At 53.8% G+C, this 20,448-nt stretch carries 22 protein-coding genes and 1 riboswitch; of the genes, 9 read left to right on the plus strand and 13 right to left on the minus strand.

What is annotated here, in order from left to right; all coding sequences use genetic code 11:
- The first annotated feature begins 61 nt into the window (after window positions 1–61).
- Window positions 62–1,486 (plus strand): bifunctional D-glycero-beta-D-manno-heptose-7-phosphate kinase/D-glycero-beta-D-manno-heptose 1-phosphate adenylyltransferase HldE, encoded by a 1,425-nt coding sequence (gene hldE, locus AAGR08_RS01895; protein ID WP_345828251.1) that lies wholly within the window; start codon window positions 62–64, stop codon window positions 1,484–1,486.
- A 37-nt stretch (window positions 1,487–1,523) separates the two neighbouring features.
- Here hldE and AAGR08_RS01900 read toward each other — a convergent pair whose 3' ends face one another.
- Entirely contained in the window at window positions 1,524–1,829 is a 306-nt protein-coding gene (locus AAGR08_RS01900; protein ID WP_008103418.1) for an accessory factor UbiK family protein, read from the minus strand.
- A gap of 171 nt (window positions 1,830–2,000) precedes the next feature.
- Window positions 2,001–2,150: riboswitch (FMN riboswitch) on the plus strand.
- A gap of 105 nt (window positions 2,151–2,255) precedes the next feature.
- Between AAGR08_RS01900 and ribB the strand changes: the two genes are divergently transcribed.
- The gene (ribB, locus tag AAGR08_RS01905; protein WP_097095979.1) at window positions 2,256–2,912 is read left to right on the plus strand and encodes a 3,4-dihydroxy-2-butanone-4-phosphate synthase; all 657 of its coding nucleotides are present in this window, start codon (window positions 2,256–2,258) and stop codon (window positions 2,910–2,912) included.
- Between the two features lie 32 nt (window positions 2,913–2,944).
- On the opposite strand, the gene AAGR08_RS01910 is transcribed toward ribB, so the two are convergent.
- Window positions 2,945–3,349 carry a cell wall hydrolase gene (locus AAGR08_RS01910; protein WP_345828253.1) on the minus strand — a complete coding sequence of 135 codons (405 nt, stop codon included), beginning with the start codon at window positions 3,347–3,349 and terminating at the stop codon, window positions 2,945–2,947.
- Between the two features lie 332 nt (window positions 3,350–3,681).
- Here AAGR08_RS01910 and ygiD point away from each other — a divergent pair, with 332 nt between their 5' ends.
- Window positions 3,682–4,467, plus strand: coding sequence for a 4,5-DOPA dioxygenase extradiol (gene ygiD / locus AAGR08_RS01915; protein WP_345828254.1), 786 nt, complete (start codon window positions 3,682–3,684; stop codon window positions 4,465–4,467).
- Window positions 4,468–4,505: 38 nt separating this feature from the next.
- On the opposite strand, the gene AAGR08_RS01920 is transcribed toward ygiD, so the two are convergent.
- The 3 genes from AAGR08_RS01920 to tolC form a co-directional block, all read right to left on the minus strand.
- Entirely contained in the window at window positions 4,506–5,669 is a 1,164-nt protein-coding gene (locus tag AAGR08_RS01920; protein ID WP_345828256.1) for a glutathionylspermidine synthase family protein, read from the minus strand.
- 8 nt (window positions 5,670–5,677) lie between these two features.
- Window positions 5,678–6,352, minus strand: coding sequence for a DUF1190 family protein (locus AAGR08_RS01925; RefSeq protein WP_345828258.1), 675 nt, complete (start codon window positions 6,350–6,352; stop codon window positions 5,678–5,680).
- A 141-nt stretch (window positions 6,353–6,493) separates the two neighbouring features.
- Complete coding sequence (gene tolC, locus AAGR08_RS01930; protein ID WP_097095984.1) at window positions 6,494–7,966, minus strand: outer membrane channel protein TolC; 1,473 nt, start codon at window positions 7,964–7,966, stop codon at window positions 6,494–6,496.
- Between the two features lie 213 nt (window positions 7,967–8,179).
- On the opposite strand from tolC, the gene nudF reads away from it, so the two are divergent.
- Genes nudF through AAGR08_RS01960 form a run of 6 tightly spaced genes read left to right on the plus strand, consistent with a single transcriptional unit; the run spans window position 8,180 to window position 13,590 of the window.
- Window positions 8,180–8,815 (plus strand): ADP-ribose diphosphatase, encoded by a 636-nt coding sequence (gene nudF / locus AAGR08_RS01935; protein WP_097095985.1) that lies wholly within the window; start codon window positions 8,180–8,182, stop codon window positions 8,813–8,815.
- Entirely contained in the window at window positions 8,812–9,237 is a 426-nt protein-coding gene (locus AAGR08_RS01940) for a DUF1249 family protein (RefSeq protein WP_008103400.1), read from the plus strand. Before nudF ends, AAGR08_RS01940 begins: the two co-directional genes overlap by 4 nt.
- Before the next feature lie 42 nt (window positions 9,238–9,279).
- Window positions 9,280–10,107, plus strand: coding sequence for a 3',5'-cyclic-AMP phosphodiesterase (gene cpdA / locus AAGR08_RS01945; protein WP_345828260.1), 828 nt, complete (start codon window positions 9,280–9,282; stop codon window positions 10,105–10,107).
- A 3-nt stretch (window positions 10,108–10,110) separates the two neighbouring features.
- Window positions 10,111–10,692, plus strand: a complete 582-nt coding sequence (yqiA, locus tag AAGR08_RS01950) for an esterase YqiA (RefSeq protein WP_097095987.1) — start codon at window positions 10,111–10,113, stop codon at window positions 10,690–10,692.
- 46 nt (window positions 10,693–10,738) lie between these two features.
- Window positions 10,739–12,634: a DNA topoisomerase IV subunit B gene (gene parE, locus AAGR08_RS01955; RefSeq protein WP_345828261.1), complete on the plus strand. Its 1,896-nt coding sequence runs from the start codon at window positions 10,739–10,741 to the stop codon at window positions 12,632–12,634.
- A 56-nt stretch (window positions 12,635–12,690) separates the two neighbouring features.
- Complete coding sequence (locus AAGR08_RS01960; protein ID WP_097095989.1) at window positions 12,691–13,590, plus strand: LysR substrate-binding domain-containing protein; 900 nt, start codon at window positions 12,691–12,693, stop codon at window positions 13,588–13,590.
- Between the two features lie 36 nt (window positions 13,591–13,626).
- Here AAGR08_RS01960 and AAGR08_RS01965 read toward each other — a convergent pair whose 3' ends face one another.
- The 8 genes from AAGR08_RS01965 to AAGR08_RS02000 all read right to left on the minus strand — a co-directional run bounded on the left by AAGR08_RS01965 (window position 13,627) and on the right by AAGR08_RS02000 (window position 20,105).
- The gene (locus tag AAGR08_RS01965; protein WP_097095990.1) at window positions 13,627–13,935 is read right to left on the minus strand and encodes a putative quinol monooxygenase; all 309 of its coding nucleotides are present in this window, start codon (window positions 13,933–13,935) and stop codon (window positions 13,627–13,629) included.
- A gap of 31 nt (window positions 13,936–13,966) precedes the next feature.
- Complete coding sequence (locus tag AAGR08_RS01970) at window positions 13,967–14,548, minus strand: NAD(P)H-dependent oxidoreductase (RefSeq protein WP_345828263.1); 582 nt, start codon at window positions 14,546–14,548, stop codon at window positions 13,967–13,969.
- A gap of 218 nt (window positions 14,549–14,766) precedes the next feature.
- The gene (locus tag AAGR08_RS01975) at window positions 14,767–15,627 is read right to left on the minus strand and encodes a ketose-bisphosphate aldolase (RefSeq protein WP_097095992.1); all 861 of its coding nucleotides are present in this window, start codon (window positions 15,625–15,627) and stop codon (window positions 14,767–14,769) included.
- Between the two features lie 127 nt (window positions 15,628–15,754).
- On the minus strand, window positions 15,755–16,603 hold the full coding sequence (locus AAGR08_RS01980; protein WP_345828265.1) for a class II fructose-bisphosphate aldolase: 849 nt from the start codon (window positions 16,601–16,603) through the stop codon (window positions 15,755–15,757).
- Window positions 16,604–16,612: 9 nt separating this feature from the next.
- Complete coding sequence (locus tag AAGR08_RS01985; protein WP_097095994.1) at window positions 16,613–17,704, minus strand: PTS fructose transporter subunit IIC; 1,092 nt, start codon at window positions 17,702–17,704, stop codon at window positions 16,613–16,615.
- An 11-nt stretch (window positions 17,705–17,715) separates the two neighbouring features.
- Window positions 17,716–18,030: a fructose PTS transporter subunit IIB gene (locus AAGR08_RS01990; RefSeq protein WP_008103372.1), complete on the minus strand. Its 315-nt coding sequence runs from the start codon at window positions 18,028–18,030 to the stop codon at window positions 17,716–17,718.
- Window positions 18,031–18,054: 24 nt separating this feature from the next.
- The gene (locus tag AAGR08_RS01995) at window positions 18,055–18,525 is read right to left on the minus strand and encodes a fructose PTS transporter subunit IIA (protein ID WP_097095996.1); all 471 of its coding nucleotides are present in this window, start codon (window positions 18,523–18,525) and stop codon (window positions 18,055–18,057) included.
- Window positions 18,526–18,542: 17 nt separating this feature from the next.
- Complete coding sequence (locus tag AAGR08_RS02000; RefSeq protein ID WP_345828267.1) at window positions 18,543–20,105, minus strand: transcription antiterminator; 1,563 nt, start codon at window positions 20,103–20,105, stop codon at window positions 18,543–18,545.
- Window positions 20,106–20,448: the final 343 nt, after the last annotated feature.

A 20,448-nucleotide genomic window follows, 5' to 3' on the forward strand; every position in this document is an offset into this window, starting at 1 on the left:
CGTAGGAAGGGTATATGGTATTATCCGCGCATAATTTTGACCGTAGTCTGGAGTCTTTGGAATGAAAGTAACACTGCCCACCTTTGGCAAGGCCACCGTGTTGGTCGTCGGCGACGTGATGTTGGACCGCTATTGGTATGGCCCAACCAGCCGTATTTCGCCGGAAGCGCCGGTACCGGTGGTAAAAGTGGATACCATTGAAGAGCGTCCGGGCGGTGCGGCTAACGTTGCGATGAACATTGCCGCGCTCGGTGCTGCATCTCGCCTGATTGGTCTGACCGGTGCTGACGATGCCGCGCGAGTGTTAAGCGAAACGCTGCAGAAAGTGAAGGTTGACTGCGATTTTGTAGCAGTAAAAAGCCATCCGACCATTACCAAACTGCGCGTGTTATCCCGTAATCAGCAACTTATTCGCCTCGACTTCGAAGAAGGGTTTGAGGAAGTGGATCCGCAGCCGATTCACGATCGCATGCGTCAATCGCTGAAGCAGGCGGGTGCGCTGGTACTGTCAGACTACGCTAAAGGCGCGCTGAATAGCGTACAGACCATGATTCAGCTGGCGCGTGAAGCCAATGTGCCCGTGCTGATCGATCCAAAAGGCACGGATTTCGAACGTTATCGTGGTGCGACGCTGCTGACACCTAATTTGTCTGAGTTTGAAGCCGTGGTGGGTAAATGCAAAACCGTTGATGAGATTGTCAGCCGTGGTATGCAGCTGATTGCCGATTTCGAACTCTCCGCGCTGCTGGTTACCCGCTCAGAAAACGGAATGACGCTGCTCCAACCCGGCAAAGCGCCGCTGCATTTGCCCACGCAGGCGCAGGAAGTGTATGACGTCACCGGTGCCGGTGATACGGTGATTGGTGTGCTGGCGGCGGTATTGGCGGCGGGCGATAGCCTGGAGGATGCCTGTTTCCTCGCCAATGCGGCGGCGGGTGTGGTGGTAGGCAAGTTGGGTACTTCCACCGTCAGCACCGTTGAGTTGGAGAACGCCATTCATGCTCGTCCGGAAAGCGGTTTTGGCGTGATGAATGAGTCAGAGTTGAAAGCCGCTGTGGCGCAGGCGCGCCAGCGCGGTGAAAAAGTGGTTATGACCAACGGAGTATTCGATATCCTGCATGCGGGCCATGTTTCCTATCTGGCCAATGCGCGTAAGTTAGGCGATCGCCTGATTGTGGCGGTAAATAGCGATGCTTCTACCAGGCGGCTGAAAGGCGAAACGCGTCCGGTGAATCCGCAGGAAAACCGCATGATTGTGCTGGGTGCGCTGGAAGCCGTTGATTGGGTAGTATTGTTTGAAGAAGATACGCCACAGCGTCTCATCGCTGAAGTCCTGCCCGATCTGCTGGTGAAAGGCGGCGATTACAAGCCGGAAGATATCGCGGGAAGCAAAGAAGTGTGGGCGAACGGCGGCGACGTGCGTGTGCTCAACTTTGAAGATGGTATTTCAACCAGCAACATCATCAAAACCATTCGCAGCCATTAAGCTTGAGCTGGCGGGAGAATCTCTCCCGCCAAATACATTACTGCGGAGTATCGATTTTGCCAGCCGGATCGGGCGTGATAATCGCTGGAGCCGGTGCCGCTGGGCTCTCACTTTCCAACTTCGCCAAACGCTGTTCCAGTGCGGCAAGTTTCTCACGTGTGCGCAGTAAAACCTGCGTCTGTACATCGAACTCTTCACGATTGACCAAATCCATGCGCGTCAATTGCGCCTGCAAAACCTGACGGATTTTCTTTTCGACATCGTCGCCAAAATCACGAATACCTTTCGGCATAGCTTCATGTACCTGGCGAGCCAGTTGTTCAATTTTTTTCGTGTCGATCATGATGATTTCCTGATTACGGTGGCCGATAGCAGTGCGTGTTCGGACTTAATAGCTATTAAGTGTAATGCCTGAAACGAAAAGGTTAAACCTGAATTCCGCAACGCAGGAAATGCAAAAGCATTTGCACTTTTGTCGATTGCCCGACCAGATGATTGGCGTTATAGTTTATCCGCTTATTCTCAGGGCGGGGCGAAATTCCCCACCGGCGGTAAATCAGCGTCTGCTGAAAGCCCGCGAGCGCTATCACTGCAAAGTAATAGGTCAGCAGATCCGGTGTGATTCCGGAGCCGACGGTTAGAGTCCGGATGGGAGAGGGTAACGACATCTGCCGGGCTTTGCCCGCGTCACGTTATTGCCATGTGTTTTGTACGCACTCCTAAGCACGCCCTGGTTCTGGTAACTCATATTTTTATAAGGTTTTTTACCATGAATCAGACGCTTCTTTCTGAATTTGGCACGCCTGAACAGCGTGTAGAACGCGCCATTGATGCGCTGCGTAATGGTCGCGGTGTGATGGTGCTTGACGATGAAAATCGTGAAAACGAAGGCGATATGATCTTCGCTGCAGAAACCATGACCGTTGAACAGATGGCGTTAACTATCCGCCACGGTAGCGGCATTGTTTGTCTCTGTATCACTGAAGAGCATCGCAAACAGCTTGAACTGCCGATGATGGTTGAAGATAACACCAGCGCTTATGGCACCGGTTTTACTGTAACAATCGAAGCTGCAGCCGGCGTAACAACAGGCGTTTCTGCAGCCGATCGCATTACCACTATTCGTGCTGCGGTAGCGGATGGCGCTAAGCCTTCTGACTTAAATCGTCCGGGCCATGTTTTCCCGCTGCGTGCGCGTGAAGGCGGTGTGCTGACACGTGGTGGGCATACTGAAGCCACCATCGATCTGGTGACGTTGGCAGGATTCAAGCCTGCAGGCGTGCTGTGTGAATTGACCAACGATGATGGCAGCATGGCGCATGCGCCAGAAGCGATTGTGTTTGCTAAGCAACATGATATGCCGGTTGTCACCATCGAAGATCTGGTTGCATATCGCCGTCAGCGCGAGACGCGTCAGGCCAGCTAACTGGATGATGATAATAGAAAGGGCCGGAGACACTATCCGGCTTTTTTTATGCGTGCTCGTTTGGCGTAAAACACATGATTACCAATCACCACTGTGCGTTGGAACGTATGACGCCATGCCGGTTTAGCACCGTGTGCGTGAAAAAAGGTCGCTCCTTTCGTCACGTCTTTTAATTCCCCCTTTACGATCTTTTTCGCCAGCTTTCTGGCTTGCTGCCAGTTCTTGTCTTCTCTGGGCGGAGAACGATAAGGTTTTTTTCTGAGAGACGTCCAGGAGAACTGCTTCGGTGCGTACACCACAGGGCAGATCTCTTTGATCTCCCCCTTTGCGCGGTTCATGGTCAACGTACCTATGGCTATTTGTCCTTTAATCGGTTCACCACGCGCTTCATGGTAGATATTCATCGCCAGGCACAATATTGCCGCCTCAATTAACATAATGTTCCACCGCTCATGTTTGTTAAACCGAGTGGAGTGTAAGAATCAGATTTCGGCGATGTAACAAGACCTGTCTGGCTCGCCGCTGCCTGCAAGCTATGTGCCTGATAACTGGAGATATCATTGGTAAGATTGCGACGAATCTTGCTTCAAAAAGAAAAGGGGAAGTGGTTAAGCCGGTGTGTTGACGTCAGGGGAAAAGCCATGGGCGTTTCAATGGAAAATTTGTTCAAATTAACTGATGAAGAGCATCATGCTTATCAGCGTTAATCCGGCCATGAAAGCGCGTATCGTAGCGGTTAACAAAGCTACAATTCGCCAGAGGATTAATCATGAGCCACACCCGTATGCCCGCGCTGTTCCTTGGTCATGGCAGCCCAATGAACGTCCTGGAAGATAACCGTTATACCCAAGCCTGGCAGCATTTAGGTGCCACATTGCCGCGACCGCGCGCTATTCTCGCCGTTTCGGCACATTGGTATACGCGGGGTACGGCCGTGACGGCGATGAAGGATCCACGCACCATCCATGACTTTGGCGGTTTCCCACAAGCGCTATTTGATGTGCGCTACCCGGCGCCTGGATCGCCCGATTTAGCGCAGCAGGTGATTGATTTACTGGCGCCGATTGCAGTCAAGGCCGATCAGGAGTGGGGATTTGATCATGGATCCTGGGGCGTGCTGGCAAAAATGTATCCAGCTGCCGATATTCCCGTTGTGCAGCTGAGTATCGACGGCACTCAACCCGCCGCATGGCACTACGAAGTGGGGCAAAGGCTAGCCTCGTTACGCGACGAAGGTGTGATGATCGTTGCTAGCGGTAACGTGGTACATAATCTGCGTATGCTGCGCTGGCAGGGAGCAGAAACCGCTTATCCCTGGGCAGAGAGTTTTAATCAGTTCGTACGTGAGAACCTGAGCTTCCAGGGCGAGGTGGGGGATCATCCTCTGGTGAATTTTATGCAACATCCAGATGCGCAGCAGTCAAACCCAACGCCGGAACACTATCTGCCGCTGCTGTATATTCTGGGCGCACGCGCCGCTGATGAAGCGATTACGCTCCCGGTGGAAGGGATGGAGATGGGCGCGATCAGTATGATGTCAGTGCAGGTTGGTTAACTATTCTGGCCGCCCGAGGATTGCGGGCGGCGCAGCGTTTACTCAATAAAAGTGTGGGGATAAAAGCGAGACAGATCCTGAGTGATCAAGGCACGATCTTCACGCAGGCCAATGCCGGCAGGTTGATCGTCAATCAGCCAGCTACCAATCAGCGTGTAGCTATCACCAAATTTAGGTAACTGATAGAACTGCTGAATAATCATGCCTTCTTCGCCATACGGGCCGTCGGCACGCGCGATCTCCTGACCATTTTCGATGATGCGAATATTGGCCCCTTCGCGCGAAAACAGCGGTTTCACCACATATTTATCCATCTGCGGCGCGTTTTTGTCATCTGCAAAATAGGCGGGCAGCAGGTTAGGATGGTTTGGGAACATCTCCCACAGCAGCGGCAGCAGCGCCTTATTGGATATAATGCTTTTCCACGCAGGCTCCAGCCAACGGACACCGGCATCCGCGAGCTTGGTAGAGAATACTTCGCGCAGCATGAATTCCCACGGATAGAGTTTAAATAGGTTGCTGATAACCTGATCGTTTACATCGGTAAACTGGCCTCTTTCGCCTAACCCAATTTCATCAATATAGAGAAATTCACTCGGCAGCCCGGCTTCGGTAGCGCAGTCCTGCAGATATTGCACCGTAGCGCGATCTTCTTCGGTGTCCCGGCAGCAGGAAAAGTGCAGCCAGTTAAAACCGTGTTGCTGATGCAGTGTGGCAAAGCGATCAATCAACTTCTCTTGCAGACTGTTGAATTGGTCACTGCCGTGCGGCAGATTGCCCGCTTTAACTTGATCTTCTAGCCAGATCCACTGAAAGAATGCCGCTTCATACAGCGAGGTTGGCGTATCGGCATTATTTTCCAGGAGTTTGGCATCACCTTTACCATCCCATGCCAGATCGAGGCGCGAATAAAGTGAAGGCTGACGTAGCTTCCAGGACTCACGCACAAAATCCCATGTGTGCTTAGGAATGCAGAAACGGGTGAGTAGCGCCTCACTATTCACCACTTTTTCTACGGCCTGTAAACACATCTGATGCAGTTCGGCGGTGGTCTCTTCCAGCTGTTCAACCTGCGCTAGCGTGAACTGATAGTAAGCATCTTCACACCAGTACGGCTCGCCATACATGGTGTGAAACTGGAAGCCATACTCCGCTGCTTTTTCACGCCAGTCTGGGCGCTCGCTGATTGCAATACGTTGCATGCTGCGGCTTAGCCTCCCAGCGAACGGCTGCTGGTGCCGGAGGCACTGCTGCGCTGCATGGTGTTTTGTTTTGCCACGCTGTCACCGAAACCGCCGCGGGTAATGGTGGAGGTGGTTGCCGGTTTAGGTGCCATGGCGGTTTTTGGCACGTTCATTGTGCGGCCTGAGGTGGCATTACCGTAATTTTTACCCGCTGCATCAACAAATTTGCCGTTTGCTGGGCTATTTGGATTCTTCGGTGAGAAGAGCGGTTGCTGGGCAAAGCCTGCGCCGCCGCCCATCATCCGCCCCATCATGTAACCGGCCATCAACGGCATCCAGAAGCTGCCGCTTTGCTGTGCTTCCGCGTTATTCGCGGTGGTACCAACGCCTGCCTGCGCCGGCGTTTGCTGGCACTGATTTTCACCAAACTCTGCAACGCAATCCTCACGCGTGGCATATTTTGGCGCGGTACGTTCGGCTTCTTTCAAGGCGTTATTGTACGCAGTGGTACATTGCGCGCTCTCGCCTGGATTGGCTTTTGCACAATCATCCGCGTTTTGGTAGAGGGAAACCGTTTCGTCACTCTGTTCGCAGCCTGCCAGCATAAACACTGCGCTAACGGCAAATGCAACCGGCGTTAAGTGGCGTGCCTGCCAGCTTTTACGGAAAGCGGCGTGGCGAATATTTTTCGTCCGTTTCATTATCTTTATCCTGTGCCCAAAGGTGGGGGTTAGGATAGGGGATGAGTGGTGGAAAATGAAGCGTGACGCCAGAGGGAGAGGGGATCTTTACGTTGTTATACGATTGAATGCGAAAGGGGCCGCAAGCGACCCCTTTATAAATCAATTACCGAAGGGATTTCCACTGCTGCGGGCGGCAGCGGGACGCGCTCGTGCGGCGCTTGAAGGCGCTGTTGTCTGCGGACCGTTATCCACGCGGGCGGCTTGCTGGTTGTTTTCCGGTGCAACAACTTCGGGTGCTGTCGTCACCTCTTTGCCGAGTGAACTGTTCAGCTGTTGCAGATCCTGCTCGTTCAGCGTACCCAGCGCATATTTAATATTCAGCTGGTTAATGAGGTAGCTGTAACGTGCGTCAGAAAGCTGCTGTTTAGCGTTGAACAGCGTGGTGGTGGCATCCAACACATCCACGATCGTACGCGTACCCACCTGATAGCCGGCTTCCATCGCATCAAGTGAACTCTGCGCAGAGACAACCGCCTGCTTGTAGGCATCGATGCTGCTGATAGACGCATTCACGTTGTTGAATGAGGAACGGACGGTTTGCACCGCGCTACGGTGCGCGCCTTCCAGCTGCTCGCTAGCGGCAACATAATTGTACTGCGCCTGTTTCACCTGTGAAGTCACAGAACCACCGCTGTACAGCGGCATGGTGAAGCTCAGGCCAACCTGGTTAGAACCGGTAATTGAGTCGGTGCTGCTTGCGCTCTGGTTCGCGCGGCTGCCGCCATATTTGCTGTTAGACATACCGGTTGAGGCCGTCAAATCCAGCGTTGGCATGTGGCCGGTTTCTGCTGAACGAATCTGCTCACGTGCCAGATCCTGGCTCAGACGTGCAGAAAGCAAGTTCAGGTTACGGCTTTCAGCTTGTTTCAGCAGCGCAGCAACGGCATCGGGACGCGCCGTTTTAAAACGATCGATATTCAGTGAAGCCAGCGACAGATAATCCATGCCGGTAATCTGGCGCAGCGATTCCACGGCGTTATCGAGGTTGTTGCGGGCAGTCACTTCGTTAGCCAGTACGCTGTCATATTGCGCGCGGGCGTTTTGAACGTCAGTGATCGCCACCAGCCCAACGTTGAAGCGCTGGGTGGTTTGATCCAATTCGCGGTAGATCGATTGTTTCTGTGCTTCAGTGTAAGAAAGCGTATCGATCGCCTTCAACACGTTGAAATAGGCAGTTGCACTGTTCAGAATCAGGTCTTGCTGGGCAACCTGATAAGTGACGTCCTGGATACCAGCCGCTTTTTCCTGCAGTGACAGCGCGCGCCATTTCGACATGTCGAAAATAGTTTGAGTTAATTGCAGAGACGCGCTGGTCGTGTTGGAATGAAGTCCGCTGCTGTCGCGGTAGCCATTGTTATAAGTATAATCTGCGCCCAAGCCTAGCTGCGGCAATAAAGGACTACGCGCTTCATTGATCTTTTCAAATGCAGCGTCGCGATCCGCAGCGGAAGCACGCAGATCGGGGTTGCTAAGGCGCGCCTGCTGATAGACCTGCAACAGGTTTTCTGCCTGGCTGGCCAGGCTGAATCCGCCCAGGCTCAGTCCAATAAAAAGTGGGAGCAGTTTTTTCATTTGCATTCCTTTTGTTGCAGCAAATTGCACTGGTAGCGCTGCAGGTAAGCCAAAAAAATAATCGCCGATTCTACAGAGGCGGCGTCAGAGATAAGTTGGCTGAACGTGCCTTCTTCCCCTAATTTACGCAATTAATTCAAAAAGAACCACTCGGACGGAGCGGCGGGCTTGGCTTTTCTTTGCTCCACCCCAATCTGCATAAGGAATCAGACGATGGTAAGTGAAAAAAAATCCCCTGTGACTTTCACAAAAAACGATGTAGAAATTATTGCACGCGAAACGCGTTACGATGGTTTTTTTTCCATCGTGAGTTACCGTTTTCGTCACCGCCGTTTTAATGGCGAAATGAGTGGTGAAGTGGTACGCGAAGTTTTTGAGCGCGGTCACGCTGCCGTGCTGCTACCCTATGATCCCTTACGTGACGAAGTGGTGCTGATCGAACAAATCCGCATCCCGGCTTATGATTCCAGCCCAACGCCCTGGCTGCTGGAAATGGTGGCCGGCATTATCGAAACCGGTGAAACACCGGAAGATGTCGCGCGCCGTGAGGCGGTAGAAGAGGCCGGCCTCAAGGTTGGTCGCGTCAAACCGATAGTGAATTACTTAGCCAGCCCGGGCGGAACGTCTGAACGTTTGTCGGTGCTGGTGGGCGAAGTGGATGCCAGCCTGGCAGAGGGAAATCACGGGCTGGAGGAAGAAAATGAGGATATTCTTGTCCATGTGGTAAGCCGTGAACAGGCCTATCGCTGGGTGGAAGAGGGGATAATTGATAACGCAGCATCTGTCATCGCCTTGCAATGGCTGGCGTTGCACCATGAAAAACTACGAGAAGAGTGGAAGCTAAAATGAAACAGCGCTACACCCCTGACTTTCCCGAAATGATGCGTCTGTGCGAAACCAATTTCGCTCAGCTGCGCCGCCTGCTGCCGCGTAATGACGAAGCAGGCGCATCGGTGATTTATCAGGTGAACGGCGCCAGTTATCAGCTCACCATCGAAGAATCAACGCGCTACACCACGCTGGTTGAAGTGCGCCAGGTGGCGCCGGCGGTGAGCTACTGGAGCCTGCCATCCATGTCCGTGCGGCTCTATCATGATGCGATGGTCGCTGAAGTGTGTTCCACTAAACAGATCTACCGTTTTAAAGCGCGCTATGATTATCCTAATAAAAAACTGCATCAGCGCGATGAAAAACATCAGATTAACCAGTTCCTTGCGGATTGGCTGCGCTACTGCCTGGCGCACGGCGCTGTGGCCGTACCGGTCTGCTGATAGCGTAAAAAGCAACGATGGCGTGGAGATTAAGGAAACGCTTTGGATAGCCTGCTAACTCTTCCTGCGGTAGATGGGTCTGATATCAGGATTTTACAAATCACGGATACCCATCTTTTTGCTGGAAAACATCAATCGCTACTTGGGGTGAATACCTGGTCGAGTTTTGATGCCGTGCTGGACGCCATTGAGGCACAGCAGCATAACTATGATCTGATTATCGCCACAGGCGATCTCGCTCAGGATCACACCGTTGAAGCTTACCAACACTTTGTAGCGGGCATTTCACGCCTGCCAAAGCCTTGCGTCTGGCTGCCGGGTAATCACGATTTTCAGCCAGCGATGGTGGATACCTTAGCTGATGCCGGCATTAAGTCAGACAAGCATGTCTTATTAGGCGATCACTGGCAGCTGGTACTGCTGGATAGCCAGGTGTTTGGCGTGCCGCACGGCATGTTGAGTGAATATCAACTGGAGTGGCTGGATAGCGCTCTGCGCAAATATCCGGAGCGTCATACGCTGGTGCTGCTGCACCATCATCCACTCGCTTCCGGCTGTACCTGGTTAGATCAGCACAGTTTACGCAATCCTCATCAGCTGGAAGCGGTGTTGCAACACTTCCCGCGTGCGCGAAATCTGGTGTGCGGTCATATTCATCAGGAACTCGATCTCGATTGGCATGGCCGTCGCGTGCTGGCTTCGCCGTCAACCTGCGTACAGTTCAAACCTCACTGCACCAACTTCACCATTGATACGCTCGCCCCTGGCTGGCGCTGGTTTACCTTGCAACCGGACGGCACGCTGGAAACCGAAGTGAACCGCTTGCAAAGTGACATGTTCCGCCCCGACCTTGATTCTGAGGGCTACTAAGCGATGGCGGCGCTGATCTATCTGCATGGATTCAACAGTTCACCGCAATCGGCGAAAGCCACCCAGCTGCAACAATGGCTCAGCGAGCGGCATCCGCAGCTTCAGGTTATGGTGCCACAGCTGCCGGCTTTCCCGGCGGAAGCAGCCAGTATGCTGGAAGATCTGGTGATGCAATATGCGGGTGAACCGCTGGGGTTGGTAGGATCGTCGCTCGGCGGTTATTTTGCTACCTGGCTGTCGCAGTGTTTTATGTTGCCCGCGGTGGTGGTCAATCCCGCCGTGCGCCCGTTTGAGCTGCTGGTGGATTATCTGGGGGAAAATCGTAATCCCTACACCGGCCAGCAATATGTGTTAGAGTCTCGCCACATTTACGATCTGAAAGTCATGCAGATTGACCCTCTTGAAGCGCCCGATTTACTTTGGTTGCTGCAACAAACCGGCGATGAAATACTCGACTATCGCCAGGCGCTGGAGTATTACAGCGCATGCCGCCAGACGGTTGAAGAGGGCGGCAATCATGCCTATATCGGATTCGAACGCCATTTCGCACAAATTATTGATTTTCTGGGATTAAACGCTCAGTAATTTCGCGAGGTGGGGCCATTTTCTTATTGCTAATCAGACATTTACGATGAGCCAATCAAGCTATAATGCCGATGCCATTGAGGTCCTGACCGGCCTTGAACCGGTGCGTCGTCGTCCGGGGATGTACACCGATACCACGCGCCCGAACCATCTAGGCCAGGAAGTGATCGATAACAGCGTCGATGAGGCGCTGGCGGGTCATGCTAAACGCGTGGAAGTGATTCTTCATGCCGATCAGTCGCTGGAAGTGATTGATGACGGGCGTGGCATGCCGGTGGATATCCATCCCGAAGAGGGCGTGCCTGCGGTTGAGCTGATTCTTTGTCGGCTGCATGCGGGCGGCAAATTCTCCAATAAAAACTATCAGTTCTCCGGCGGTCTACACGGCGTGGGGATCTCGGTGGTTAACGCCTTATCTAAGCGGGTCGAAGTCACCGTGCGCCGCAACGGCGAAATCTACCAGATCGCCTTTGAAAATGGCGACAAAGTACAGGATCTTACGGTTACCGGCACCGTTGGCAAACGTAATACCGGCACCAGCGTGCATTTCTGGCCAGATGCCAGCTTCTTCGATAGCCCGCGCTTCTCAGTTTCCCGCTTATCGCATCTGTTAAAAGCCAAAGCCGTGCTGTGCCCAGGCGTGGAGATTGTCTTTAAAGACAAGGTTAACGACACCGAACAGACGTGGATGTATCAGGATGGTTTGACTGACTACCTCTGCGAAGCGGTCGATGGCCTGCCAACGCTGCCGGAAAAACCGTTCGTCGGCAGCTTTGCTGGCGATGTTGAAGCAGTAGATTGGGCGCTGCTGTGGCTGCCGGAAGGCGGTGAACTGCTGACAGAAAGCTACGTTAACCTGATCCCGACCATGCAAGGCGGCACGCACGTCAACGGCTTACGTCAGGGTTTGCTGGATGCGATGCGCGAGTTTTGTGAATTCCGCAATATTCTGCCGCGCGGCGTAAAGCTCTCAGCGGAAGATATCTGGGATCGCTGCGCTTACGTGCTGTCGGTGAAGATGCAGGATCCACAATTTGCCGGTCAGACTAAAGAACGCTTGTCGTCACGTCAGTGTGCGGCGTTTGTCTCAGCCGTAGTGAAAGATGCCTTTAGCCTGTGGCTGAACCAGAACGTGCAGGCAGCTGAAATGCTGGCCGAGCTGGCGATCTCCAGCGCCCAGCGCCGTATGCGTGCAGCGAAGAAGGTCGTGCGTAAAAAACTCACCAGCGGGCCGGCATTGCCCGGCAAGCTAGCGGACTGCACCGCGCAGGATCTGAACAAGACGGAATTGTTCCTCGTGGAAGGGGATTCCGCCGGCGGATCGGCCAAACAGGCGCGCGATCGTGAATATCAGGCGATCATGCCGCTGAAAGGTAAGATCCTCAATACCTGGGAAGTCTCTTCAGATGAAGTACTGGCCTCTCAGGAAGTGCATGATATCTCTGTGGCGATCGGTATCGATCCCGACAGCGACGATCTGAGCCAGCTGCGTTACGGCAAGATCTGTATCCTTGCGGATGCGGACTCGGATGGTTTACACATTGCGACCTTGCTGTGTGCGCTGTTTGTGAAGCATTTCCGCTCGCTGGTGCAGCACGGCCACGTGTATGTGGCGATGCCACCGCTCTATCGCATCGATCTCGGCAAGGAAGTCTATTACGCGCTGGACGAGGATGAGAAAGAGGGCGTGCTGGAGCAGCTGAAGCGCAAGAAAGGCAAGCCAAATGTGCAGCGCTTTAAAGGCCTGGGTGAAATGAACCCGCTGCAACTGCGTGAAACCACGCTCGATCCCAACACGCGTCGTCTGGTTCAGCTGACGGTGAGCGATGATGATGTGGAGCAAACGCTACGCGTTATGGATATGTTGCTGGCGAAGAAACGTTCGGAAGACCGCCGTAACTGGCTGCAAGAGAAAGGCGATTTAGCCGACCTCGAAGTCTAACAATAAGGGGCGCTGCGGCGTCCTTTATTATTTTGCTATTCGCCGGGGAAGGGAACGTGAAAATCACACTGGAAGAGTTACGCGCCTGGGTAGCGGTAGTGGATAGCGGATCGATTACCGCTGCTGCCGATCAGCTTGATCAAACCAGTTCAGGTATCAGTCGGGCGCTGAGCCGCCTCGAAGGTAAGTTACAAACCACGCTTTTACATCGTACTACCCGTCGCCTTGCGCTCACGGAAGAAGGCCTGATTTTTCTCGATCATGCGCGCCAGATCCTCTCCGCCGTCGAGCTAGCTGAAGAGCAGATCGCCCAGCGCCGTGAGATCCCATCCGGAAGATTACGGGTAAACGCCAACGCGCCGTTTATGCTGCATGTGATTGTGCCGCTGGTGGCTGAGTTCCGTCAGCGTTATCCACAAATCCTGCTGGAACTGAATACCGACGACATCATGATCGATCTGCTGGAGCAGCAAACCGATATTGCCATTCGTGTGGGGGAACTGCGTGATTCAACGCTACGCGCTCGCGTGCTGGGCAGCAGCGCCACGCGTTTAGTGGCCAGCCCGGCTTATTTGCAACAGCATGGCGCACCGGAGAGCGTTGCCGCTTTGTCCAGCCACCAGCTGCTCGGTTTTAGCCAGCTGGATGCGCATAACATCTGGCCGGTATGGCAGCGCGAAGGCGAGTTTTTGCAGATAAAACCGACGCTCTCGGCGTCAAGCGGCGAAACGTTACGTCAGCTGGCGTTGGCCGGGCAGGGCATTGCACGATTATCGGATTTTGTCAGTCGTGAGGATCGTGAGCGAGGAAAGCTGGTGCAGGTACTGGAGCAGGAGACGCGTGAGCTTCGTCTACCGATTCATGCTGTCTATTACCGCAATCAATCTCTGACGTCGCGCATTACCTGCTTTCTCGATTTTCTGCGTGAGAAGATTGAAGAAAATCAGCTACTTTAGTAAAAAGCCTCTGCACCGGGCAGAGGCCTAAGCGCATTAGCCCACGGGTTCCAGCACGAGGATTTTCACATCCACCACGTCGTCTTTAATCACTGAGCGATGGGCATCCATGTGCGGCATCTGCTGATGCTGCTCGAGATGACGCAGTGATTCCCACTGTTCCAGCATAAAAATAGAGTCAGGCGAATTCTGTTTCCACGGCACCTGCGCCTGGTGATCGACGAGTGCATCGTATTGATGGCACCCCTCTTCTTCCAGCACGGTAGGAATCAGTTTGTTGATGGCATCCAGCACGACCTTGCGGCGGCCTGGTTTCACACAAATTTCTGCAACGACGGTTAACATAGTGCTTCCTCTTTTCCCTGGGTGCTTACAGTTAAGCAAAGATCTGGCTGAGATGAGTCCGATAACGTTCAATATCGCGCGGCACGTCCGGCATTTTAATCACATCATTACAGATAAAGGTCGGCAAAGCGTCCATCCCCAGGAACTGATTGGCTTTGTGGAAGTGCAGATACAAACCATCCACGCCAACGCCTTCGAAGAACTGCTCTGGATCGTTAAAGGCTTCCAGCGGCGCATTCCAGGTCAATGACAGCATATATTTTTTGCCCTGGATTAACCCGCCAGAACCGTATTTTTTACCGGCATCGCTGCGCGTACGACCATCGCTGGCATACAGTGAACCGTGGCCTTCGGTGAAGACATCATCAATGTATTTTTTTACGGTCCACGGCTCACCCATCCACCAACCCGGCATCTGATAGATCACCACATCGCTATCGAGGTACTTTTGCACTTCTTCTGCCACATTATAATCGCTATCGGCAATGGTCACTTGCACCTGGTGGCCAAGGTCGCGCAGCTGGCTGGCAGCAACTTCTGTCAAAGTGTGGTTCAGCTCGCCTTTCGAATGGGCGAAGGTTTTGCCGCCGTCGATAATTAAAATATTGCTCATAACTCGCTCCGTTTCTCGTTGATGGCGCACACTCTACGCGCGCGCAGGAAAGAGAAAAATGCGTGATTGATCACAACACTTTTGCCAAAAAAGCAATAATGCGGCAGGTTATGAAACAATCCGAGCAAGCGGAATGGCAAAAAAATGCGCGATAAACCGCGCCGCTACACTCGTATTTTCTGTAGCGGCGCAATTTATTGCACAAGGTAGTAGAACGATCAGTACAAACTCGCCTTACCCAACCCACCAAACAGATTCATTTTGTAGCGAATGACTTCCTTCGCGGCAGTGATGGCATCGGGGTAAATCACGTTGGGATCCCACCAGGTTTCGCGCGCCAGAATCTCACGCAGCTTAGCGAAGTAGGCGTATTTCATGTCGCTAGAGATATTGATTTTACCCACGCCCAGCGTCACCGCTTCGGCGATCTCTGCATCTGGATTGGCCGAACCGCCGTGTAGCACCAGCGGGATGGTGAGGCGCTGCGAAATGTCTTTCAGGATATGCATCTGCAATTCTGGCTTCATATTTTTCGGGTAGATGCCGTGCGCGGTGCCGATCGCCACCGCCAGCGTATCCACGCCGGTGCGCTGTACAAAATCTTCCGCCTGCGCCGGTTCGGTGTAGATCACCTTACTTACGCCGCCTTCTACCGACGTTCCGGTATCGCCAATGGTGCCCAGTTCACCTTCCACCGAAACGCCTACAGAATGCGCCAGCTTCACCACCTCTTTAGTCAGCGCCACGTTCTCTTCATAAGGCAGCAGGGAACCATCGATCATCACCGAGGTGAAACCGCACTGAATGGCGCGCAGCACCTGAGCGATGGAGGCGCCGTGATCGAGGTGGATAGTGAAAGGCACCTTGCTCTTGAGCGTACGTTCACGCACATAGCCAAAGAATTCGTCAGTGACAAACTCCAGCTCGCTCGGGTGGATGGAGATGATGGCTGGCGTATGCGTGGCTTCGGCTTCTTCGACTACCGCGCGAATAAAGCAGCTGTCCGCCACGTTAAATGCGCCAATCGCGTAGCGGTGTTCACGAGTCGGTGCCAACATTTCTTTCATTGAAATCAACATGTTAATTTTTCCTCAGCGTGATGTTTACCGGAGCCGACGCGCGCGCCGACCCGATGATGGATATGAATGTGAAATTGATAATGCGATGTAGGGTCGCCATTCATGGCGACCGCCAATCAACCGATGGCTAAACCTTGCCCGCCGATCCCGACCAGCTCAGATACTCAGCCACCACCTCACGGCAGGCAGATTCCATGAGCCCAAGCAGATCGGCTAACTCGGCGTGGGGATGCTTTAGCGCCTGTTCGACGGCCCTTTTTCCGCCTTCAAACACCGCCGCACCGACGTTGATCTTGGCGACGCCAAACTCGCTCACGCGACGAATATCCTCCGCGGGCGTGCCTGAACCGCCATGCAGCGCCAGCGGCCGGGTGGAGACCACGTGCAACTCCTCTAAGCGCTGGAAATCGATCTTCGGCTTCACCCCAGCCGGATAAAGTCCGTGCGCCGTGCCGACCGAAATCGCCAGCAGATCGATATGGGTTTGTTCGATAAACGGCAGCACGTCCGCCACCTGCGTCATCTTCACCGAGGCATCGGCCAGTTCATAGGTTGGCGCATCAGCGATATGTCCGAGCTCGCCTTCCACGCAAACGCCCGCGGTATGTGCCATCTTCACCACGGCGGCAGTCTGGCGAATGTTTTCTGCCAGCGGTTCAGATGAAGCATCAATCATCAGTCCGGTAAAGCCGGCGCGAAATGCCTGACCAATCAGCGGAAACGCTTTGCCGTGATCGAGCGCCAGCGCCACCGGCACGCGAGCCGATTCGGCCAGCGCTTTTACCAATGGCACCGCAATCGCCGGCGGAAAGTGCGCGCTATGTCCCTGGTAAACATTCAGAATCAGCGGGGCGCGCTGCTGCTCAGCGGCCTGAATGGCGGCACGCGCGGTTTCAAGGTTGAAGCAGTTGATCGCCAGCACCGCGTAGCGCTGTTGGGCAGCGGCCTGAATCAGGTCATTCATCATGGCAAACATAGTGGCTCCTTATTCCAGAGTGAATTTGATCTCTTCATCGCGGACGCCGGGTGCTTCCACGTCATCGAACTCTTCATCCGCTTGGGTAACCGGTTTTTTCAGCACCGACAGCATCACGCCGCACACCGTGGTGCCGATGCCGAGCGCTAAGCAGAACAGCCAGGGTTTATTGAACAGCGGCACCACAAACATCCCGCCGTGCGGCACCGGTGCGCCCACGCCCCACACCATAATCAACCCACCGGCGATGGCCGAGGCCACAACACAGCTGCCGACCACGCGGAACAGGTCACGTGCTGCAATCGGAATCACCCCTTCGGTAATCATGCAGATGCCCATCGGGAAGGCGGCTTTCAGCGCCTCTTTTTCCGCTTTGGTGTACTTGTTGCGGCTCAGCAGATACGACAGCGTGATACCGAATGGCGGAATCATTGAGCCGACAAACTTCACCGCTTCCGGCCCGTAAATGCCGTCAACCAGCATGCCGTCGGCGAACAGCGACATGGTTTTGTTCACCGGTCCGCCGAAGTCGAAGGTGGCCATCGCGCCTAGAATCGCGCCCATCACAAACTTTGAGCCGCCCTGCATCGATTCCAGCAGCGCAATCAGCGCCTTTTGCAGCCAGACAATCGGCTGGCCGATAAAGGTCATCATCAGTAGCCCGGCAATAACGGTGCTGAGCACCGGCAGCACCATAATCGGCATTAATCCCTGCATTGATTTCGGCAGCCTGATGGTGCGGCGCAGCAGCAGCACCGTGTAACCGACGAGGAAACCCCCGAAAATGCCGCCAATAAAACCGGTGCCGATCTGGCCGCAGATAAAGCCGACGATCAGGCCGGGCGCAAAGCCGGGACGATCGGCGATCGAATAGGCGATCGCCGCGCTGATCAGCGGTACGATCAGGCCCATGCCCCAGCCGCCGATCTGATTAAGCATCCAGGCGAGGGTGCCGGTGTGTTTGCCGACGTCCGGCCCGCCGATCACCTGCCCAAGGGCGATACAGATCCCGGCGGCGACGATCAGCGGGATCATCCAGGAAATACCGGTGAGCAGATGGCCTTTGATCTCCTGACCGTACTGACGTTTGTTATCACTCATGATGGATCTCCTCAGGCGCGCGCCAGTGAATCCGCCACTTTTTCGAGGAATTTCACCGGTGACTTAATCACCACTTCGGTTTTCACTCGCACAATGGGTTTGCCCTGGAAGCGCTCTTCGCCTTTGATCTTCACGTCGACCGCAAGGATCACCACGTCAGCGGCGGCAATGTCCTCCTGCGTCAGCGCGGTTTCGGTGCCAATAGTGCCCTGCGTTTCCACGTGGATGGTGTGGCCCAGCGCGTGCGCGCCTTTGATCAGTTTCTCGCGCGCAATATAGGTATGCGCGATGCCTGCCGTGCAGGCTGCTACACAGACGATATTCATGTGTCACCTCAAAGCGTTAGGGTGTTAACAGAGATCGGTTTCGGCGTACTGACTAAACAGCCGGATGATATTGCTGGGATCGTTTTCTACCAGCAGTTGGGCTATCACCTCATCATCGGCCAGCGCGCTGGCCACCTGCGACAACAGGCGAATATGGGTGGTGTTCTGATCTTCCAGCCGCACGGCGAACAGGATGATGCAGCGCACCTGGCTGCCATCCAGCGTTTCCCACGGAATGTCGTGCTGGGTGCGGCCGATGGCAAGCGTGGTGTGCTTCACCGCCGCAGATTTACCGTGCGGGATGGCGATGTGATTTTCGAAGCCGGTGGAACCTTCGGCCTCGCGCAGCCAGACATCTTCGATAAATGCGGCGCGATCGCTGATGGCACCATCGTGGTAGAGCAAATCGGTCAGCTCATGAATCGCTTCTTCTTTGCTGGTGGCGGTTAGCGCTAGGTTAACGCGGCGTGGCGTGAGAATGCGGGAAATATCCATGGTGAATCCTCATTCAATTAATGTTCAGCCAACGCGCAGGACGCGCCGTCAGGTAGCTGGCTGCCAATCATGGCGTCAGTCACCCGCCGAATATCGTCATCGTTAAAGAAGGCACTGACATACACCGACGGAATTGCCGCGGCGTTGAGGTGAATGGTGGTAATCACCAGATCCACCGTTTGGTGCTGGCAGAAAGCCGCGTGATTGCTGGCCGATACCACGCCAACAATTTCCCAATCCGGGAAGGCGCGCAGGATGCGGCTCTTGAGCAAATGCGATGTACCCACCCCGCTGGAGCACACCACCAGGATGCGTTTATGGGCGATTTGCCGCTCCAGCGCGGCCTGGAAATGCACACACAAATAGCCTATTTCGTCATCCGCCACCGATGAAAGTCCCTGGCTGCGCGCGGTTAATTGCATCGCCTGTTTAGTCAGGGAAAATATTTCTTTCATTTCCTGCTGAATATCCTCCAGCAGCGGATTACGAATATGAATATGGTATTTGAGTCGATTTAATAAGGGCTTTATATGAACCAATAATCCTTCAAATAATAAACGGTCTTGCGCTAAGTCCTGCTGAATAAAAGATGAAAAGCGATCGATCAATTCACAGGTGATTTTTACTGATTCCGCAGTGGAAAATTGATTATGTAGCGGCGTATTGTCACCGCGTTCTTCCACGACAATGCCGGACGAAACGATATATTGATAAATAAAGCCCACTTCATCCGCTGGCAGCGCGCAGCACATCCGTTGCTCAATCTGCGTCACCATGTGCTGCGCAATAGTGAGAATGCGCTGATCGAGATCGTGCGCGCTGGTTAGCGTTTCCAGCGCCAGTGCATTACCCTGCGCCATTCGATGCATCATGATCAGAATATGAGTGCACAGGTTGAGATACCACGCATCGCCCAGCGGATAACTCAGCTGCTGCTCCATGTGCTTAAGGAGCCGCTGCACAAACGCCACATCTTCATCACCAAAATAGTGCACCAGCGCCTGCTGACTACCGGGATCGAGCCGCGGCAGCAGCGGTGTACCAGCGACATTTTGCTGCATCACATCATTAATCAGCGACACCATCGCCTGGCGTAGCATCTGCTCATTGCCTTCAATATGGGTGCCGCTGGGGCCGCGCTGTAAAGTTAACCCCAGCGGTTGCAGCCACTCTTCAATCACCTTCAGATCGTTCACGATAGACGCATGGCTAATAAAGTAGCGTTCCGAAAGCTTGCTGATTGAGGTGGCGCGCGGCGCATCACTCAATAACTGCGAGGCAATCTTCACTCTTCGGCTATTGTGGCTGAGCGCTTCGGCGCTGCTCTCATCGCCGGTAAGCTGCTGCTCAAGCTGCAAGCGCAGTTGGATATCATCCACCCGCAGGCGTACGCCGCGTCCCGGCATTTTTTCCAGCTGCAGCGACCAGTTGCTGAGCCAGCTCTCAAGCCACTGTAAATCGCGCTGAATGGTTTTCTCAGACACGCCAAGCTGTAACGCTAACGCTTTACTGGGCTGCGGAGCGGCATGATGCAGCAGCAATTTTACTAATCGGTGTTGTCGTGAAGTCAGTATTTGCATGCGTTCACCCTTATTTTGGCAATACGTTAATGGCGACGTGATGTTTATATTTATTCCATGCCAGAAATCAGAAGCGCAAAAGTGTGGGTCTTGTGGAGTATGAATTTAGGAGAGTCAGGCGTAAGCAACAATACTAAATGTTGTCCGCGTGACAGGACATAATTAATATGCAAAACGAAAAAGGAAATTAATTGCGAGCTTGCTCACATAACATTGGCGATATTAAGTGTGATGTCGCTCGCATCCCCTTTTATTTTTCTAAGCGATATCACGTTATTTAGCGCCGCAGGAATCTTTTCGCTGCACCGGCTTCTTTGTGACTAAATCGCACGAATAAGGTAAT

The sequence above is a fragment of the Pantoea sp. BRR-3P genome (assembly GCF_039621635.1).
In the GTDB taxonomy this organism is placed as follows: Bacteria; Pseudomonadota; Gammaproteobacteria; order Enterobacterales; family Enterobacteriaceae; genus Pantoea; species Pantoea floridensis.